Annotated in this window: 6 protein-coding genes and 1 pseudogene; 4 read left to right on the top strand and 3 right to left on the bottom strand. The window is 64.7% G+C overall.

Annotation, left to right across the window (positions count from 1 at the left end; all coding sequences use genetic code 11):
* Nucleotides 1-238: pseudogene (locus A6M56_RS10260) on the top strand (isocitrate lyase); the annotation flags it as partial.
* A gap of 96 nt (nucleotides 239-334) precedes the next feature.
* On the opposite strand, the gene A6M56_RS10255 reads toward A6M56_RS10260, so the two are convergent.
* The 3 genes from A6M56_RS10255 to A6M56_RS10245 form a co-directional block, all read right to left on the bottom strand.
* Entirely contained in the window at nucleotides 335-607 is a 273-nt protein-coding gene (locus A6M56_RS10255; RefSeq protein WP_257984038.1) for an FCD domain-containing protein, read from the bottom strand.
* A gap of 15 nt (nucleotides 608-622) precedes the next feature.
* Nucleotides 623-1,057, bottom strand: coding sequence for a universal stress protein (locus A6M56_RS10250; protein ID WP_045786709.1), 435 nt, complete (start codon nucleotides 1,055-1,057; stop codon nucleotides 623-625).
* Between the two features lie 83 nt (nucleotides 1,058-1,140).
* Nucleotides 1,141-2,070: a LysR family transcriptional regulator gene (locus tag A6M56_RS10245; RefSeq protein WP_102079751.1), complete on the bottom strand. Its 930-nt coding sequence runs from the start codon at nucleotides 2,068-2,070 to the stop codon at nucleotides 1,141-1,143.
* Between the two features lie 212 nt (nucleotides 2,071-2,282).
* Between A6M56_RS10245 and A6M56_RS10240 the strand changes: the two genes are divergently transcribed.
* The 3 genes from A6M56_RS10240 to A6M56_RS10230 all read left to right on the top strand — a co-directional run.
* Nucleotides 2,283-2,981: a haloacid dehalogenase type II gene (locus tag A6M56_RS10240; protein WP_102079752.1), complete on the top strand. Its 699-nt coding sequence runs from the start codon at nucleotides 2,283-2,285 to the stop codon at nucleotides 2,979-2,981.
* Nucleotides 2,982-3,054: 73 nt separating this feature from the next.
* Nucleotides 3,055-4,635, top strand: coding sequence for a malate synthase A (gene aceB / locus A6M56_RS10235; RefSeq protein ID WP_045786712.1), 1,581 nt, complete (start codon nucleotides 3,055-3,057; stop codon nucleotides 4,633-4,635).
* Nucleotides 4,636-4,759: 124 nt separating this feature from the next.
* On the top strand, nucleotides 4,760-4,987 hold a 228-nt coding region (locus A6M56_RS10230; RefSeq protein WP_286758127.1), incomplete at its 3' end, for an AtaL-like protein.

Here is a 4,987-nt window from a genome sequence, read left to right as displayed (position 1 = left end):
CCTGGCCTACGGCTACGCCCGCAACCAGATGAGCGCCTTCGTCGAGCTGCAGGAGGCCGAGTTCAAGGCCGCCGAGCGTGGCTTCACCGCGGTGAAGCACCAGCGCGAAGTCGGCACGGGCTACTTCGATGCCGTGACGCAGACCATCGAGCGCGAAGCGTCGACCACGGCGCTCAAGGGTTCGACCGAAGACGAGCAATTCTTCGAAGAAAAGGCGGAAGCCAAAAAGGTCGCTTGAGGTTGCCGACGCATCCGGCATCCAGGTCACCTGGGCCGGTGTGCTGACCACACGCCGGCCGCTCGGACCGCGCCCCAGTGAGTGGCGCGGTTTTTTTTATGTGCGCTTGAAAATCGATTCGAGGTCGAGTGCCGACGTGGGCGTCGCATGCAGGTCCAGCGACTGCTCGATGTGCTGGAAATGCTCGCGCATCAGGTCGTGTGCGCGCTCGACGTTGCGGGTCGCGATGGCTTCTGTGAGCGTGTCGTGCTCATGTTCGGGGCATGCGGGCAGGCCGGGGCGGTCGTAGAGCGTGATGATCAGGCACGTGCGTGAGACCGCCTCGCGCGTGGAGAAAAAAAGCCGTCCCCAAGGACGGCTGTGCGGCATGGGCCCGAGCGGCTCTCAGCGGTACACGATCACCGGGATTTCGGTATGGGTCAGCACCTTCTGCGTCTCGCTGCCGAGCAGCAGGCCGGCCAGCCCGCGCCGCCCGTGCGAAGCCATGAAGATGACGTCGCAGCCATGGCGTTCGGCCGCGTCGATGATGCCCATGTAGGGCACCGGGAAGCAGCTCATGTCGGTGTCGCACTCGATGCCGGCGCTGCGGGCGGCGTCCTCGACGTCCTTGAGGACCACGCGCGCCTGCGCTTCGACCCGCTCCTTGAACGCCTGCGGCGTCTCCACGACGATCTCGGAGAAGGGCGTGTACGGATACTCCTCGAGGCACGTGTATGCCGTCAGGCGCGCGCCCAGGGTCTTGGCAAAGTCGAGCGCGCCCGCCACCGCCTTGCGCGACAGCTCAGAACCATCGGTCGGGATGAGGATGTGCTGGAACATGCGGCCTCCGGAGTGAGGGTGCGAAAGAGGGTCTTGTCTTGATTGTAGGCCGCACGTGCGGTTCCACCCACTCAGGGTGATCGCTAATCCATGCCGATCACCGCGTCGGCGCGGCGCCAGTAGGCCGGGTTGCCGTACGTGTTCTTGAGGAAATCGATGAAGAGCCGCACCCGCAACGGCAGGTGCTTGCGCTGCGGAAACACCGCGTGGATGCCGATCGGCGGCGCCTCGAAGGCATCGAGCACCGTCACCAGCTTGCCCGTGGCGATGTCGTGCCCGACCTCCCACCACGAGCGCCAGGCCAGCCCGTGGCCCTGCAGGCACCACTCGCGCAGCACCGCGCCGTCGGTGCATTCCATGGTGCCCGAGACTTTCACGGTGATGGCCTTGCCGCCTTGCTGGAACACCCAGCCGCGCTGCACGTTGGCGCTGGCCCCGAAGGCCAGGCAGTTGTGGGCGGAAAGCTGCTCGACCTGCGTCGGTACACCGCGGCGCTCGAGGTAGCTCGGCGCGGCCACCACCACGCGGCGGTTTTCCCATAGGCGGATCGAAACGAGGCTGGAGTCCGGAAGGTCCCCGAGGCGGATGGCGCAATCGAAGCCCTCGTTGACGAGATCCACCACGCGGTCGCCCAGGTCCAGCGTCATCGACACGTCCGGATGCGACGCAATGAAGTCGGGCACCATCGGCGCGACATGGCGGCGGCCGAAGCCCGCCGGAGCCGTCACGCGCAGATGGCCGCTCGCCTTCACGCCGCCCGCCGACACGCTGGCCTCGGCGTTGTGCAGGTCATTGAGGATGCGCTGGCAGTCTTCCAGGAACGCCGAGCCCTCGAAAGTGAGGGTGATGCGCCGCGTCGTGCGTACGAGGAGCTTCACGCCCAGGCGCTCTTCGAGGGCGTCGATGCGGCGCCCGATGATGGCGGGCGCGACGCCCTCGGCGGCGGCCGCGGCAGACAGGCTGCCGCGCGTGGCCACGGCGACAAACGTTTCGAGCTGCTTGAAATGATCCATGGCCGATGCTTATACCGCGTGCTGCGGGATTGTGACGAATATAAAGGTTATCACTCGCCATTCGTCGGGTAAAAGTTAAAGATCAAGTGACCGTTGGCGTCTTTGTGCAGCGCGTCACCTTTTCTAGAATGGCCCTCGTTGCGAAGGTCGGAGAAGCGTTCTGCAGAGCGGAACGCGCGGAGTACCGGCCTTCGGGTCCGTGGAGCTGAGGCATGAGTTCGATTCGCGCGGTGGTCTTCGACGCCTATGGCACGTTGTTCGACGTGTATTCGGTGGCGGCACGCGCCGAGCAGCTCTTTGCCGGCAAGGGCGAGGCGCTGTCGGTCCTCTGGCGCGACAAGCAGATCGACTACACCCGCATCCGCTCGCTGGCCGGCCCCTCGGGCGCGCATTACAAGCCGTTCTGGGACATCACCGTCGACGCGCTGCGCTACGCCGCGGCCCGCCTGGGCGTCGAGCTTTCCGCCCACGACGAGGCCACGCTGATGCGCGAATATGCGTGCCTGTCGGCGTTTCCCGAGAACGTGCCTGCGCTGCGCCGCCTGCGCGAGATGGGCTTGCCGCTGGGCATCCTCTCCAACGGCAACCCCCAGATGCTTGACATTGCCGTGAAGAGTGCCGGCATGTCCGGGCTGTTCGATCACGTGCTGTCGGTCGATGCGGTCAAGCTCTACAAGACCGCGCCGCAAGCCTACGCGCTGGCGCCACAAGCGTTTGGTGTGCCGGCGGAACAGATTCTGTTTGTCTCGTCCAATGGCTGGGATGCCTGCGGCGCGACGTGGTACGGCTTCAAGACGTTCTGGATCAATCGCCTGGGGCATCCGCCCGAGGCGCTCGACGTGGCGCCCACTGCGGCGGGCCACGACATGCGCGATCTGCTGCAGTTCGTGCAGGCAACACAAGCGACGTAAGGCATTGCATTTCATCGGTCCAGCCATAGGACCGAACCCGTTCAACCCTCACATCATCCTCTGGAGAACAACCATGGCGCTCACGCTGCCCCAAGGCATGGAGATCAAGGCCGAGATCCTTCCGGCCTACGAAGACATTCTGACCCCTGAAGCACTGGCGCTGGTCGCCAAGCTGCACCGTGCCTTCCAGCCGCGCCGCAAAGAGCTGCTGGCTGCGCGTGTCGAGCGCGCCAAGCGCCTGGACGCCGGCGAGCGCCCGGACTTCCTGCCCGAGACGAAGGCCATCCGCGAGGGCGACTGGAAGGTTGCGCCGATCCCGCCCGCGCTGCACTGCCGCCGGGTGGAGATCACCGGCCCGGTCGATGCCAAGATGGTCATCAACGCGTTCAACTCGGGCGCGGACAGCTACATGACCGACTTCGAGGATTCCAACACCCCGAACTGGCACAACCAGCTGCAAGGCCAGGTCAACCTGAAGGCTGCCGTGCGTCGCACGCTTACGCTGGAATCGAACGGCAAGACGTACAAACTGAACGACAAGATCGCCACGCTGCAGGTGCGTCCGCGCGGCTGGCACCTCGACGAGAAGCACGTGACCGTCGACGGCGAGCGCGTCTCCGGCGGCATCTTCGACTTTGCGCTGTTCTTCTTCCACAACGCCAAGGAGCAGATCGCCCGCGGCGCCGGTCCGTTCTTCTACCTGCCGAAGATGGAGAGCCATCTGGAAGCGCGCCTGTGGAACGACATCTTCGTGATGGCGCAGAACGAGATCGGCCTGCCGCAAGGCACAATCAAGGCCACCGTGCTGATCGAGACGATCCTCGCCGCCTTCGAGATGGAGGAAATCCTGTACGAACTGCGCGAGCACAGCGCTGGCCTGAACGCCGGCCGCTGGGACTACATCTTCTCGTGCATCAAGAAGTTCAAGGTCGACAAGAACTTCTGCCTGGCCGACCGCGCCAAGGTGACGATGACCTCGCCGTTCATGCGTGCCTACGCGCTGCTGCTGCTCAAGACCTGTCACAAGCGCGGTGCACCGGCCATCGGCGGCATGAGCGCGCTGATCCCGATCAAGAACGATCCGGAGAAGAACGCCATCGCCATGCAGGGCATCATCAACGACAAGAAGCGCGACGCGACCGACGGCTACGACGGCGGCTGGGTGGCTCACCCAGGCCTGGTCGAGCCGGCCATGAAGGAGTTCGTGGCGGTGCTGGGCGACAAGCCGAACCAGTTCGACAAGCAGCGTCCGGACGTGGACGTGAAGGCCGCCGACCTGCTGAACTTCCAGCCCGAAACGCCGATCACCGAAGCCGGCCTGCGCATGAACATCAACGTCGGCATCCACTACCTGGGTGCCTGGCTGGCCGGCAACGGTTGCGTGCCGATCCACAACCTGATGGAAGACGCCGCCACGGCCGAGATTTCGCGCTCGCAGGTGTGGCAGTGGATCCGCTCGCCCAAGGGCAAGCTCGAAGACGGCACGAAGGTCACGGCCGAACTCGTCCGCAAGCTGATCCCCGAAGAGTTGGCCAAGGTGAAGGAGACGGGCGCGGTGGGGCATTTTGACCGCGCGGCAGAAATCTTCGAACAGATGTCGACCTCGGAAGACTTTGCAGAATTCCTGACGCTGCCGCTCTACGAAGAAATCTGAAGCCAGGCGACGCTTCAGGCATCGCGATGAAAAACGCCGGCCGGGGCAACCCGCCGGCGTTTTTCATTTGGCGCAGCGCGGGCCAAGCCGCGCGATAATGTCACGAAATCTTGCGGAGGCTGCTTTGCGCTTTGAACACCTGGTGGAAGTCAACGATCCACTGAACCCCCTCATCGACGCGCTGACCCCCAACCAGATCTGGCAAGGCCTGGTGCTGCGGGTGCGCGAGCAAAAGGAATTCGTCGAAAGCCTGGACGAATGCATCATCACGGCCGAAGGCGACGGCTGGGTCGAGCGCGAACTGGTGTACGGCCGCGCGCGCATCCAGGATCGTGTGACCCTGGAGCCGCAT

The organism is Ralstonia sp. RL (assembly GCF_001683835.1).
GTDB classification, from domain to species: domain Bacteria; phylum Pseudomonadota; class Gammaproteobacteria; order Burkholderiales; family Burkholderiaceae; genus Ralstonia; species Ralstonia mannitolilytica.
Note: the sequence above shows the minus strand (reverse complement) of the source record. Positions and strands in the feature narration are given on the sequence as shown.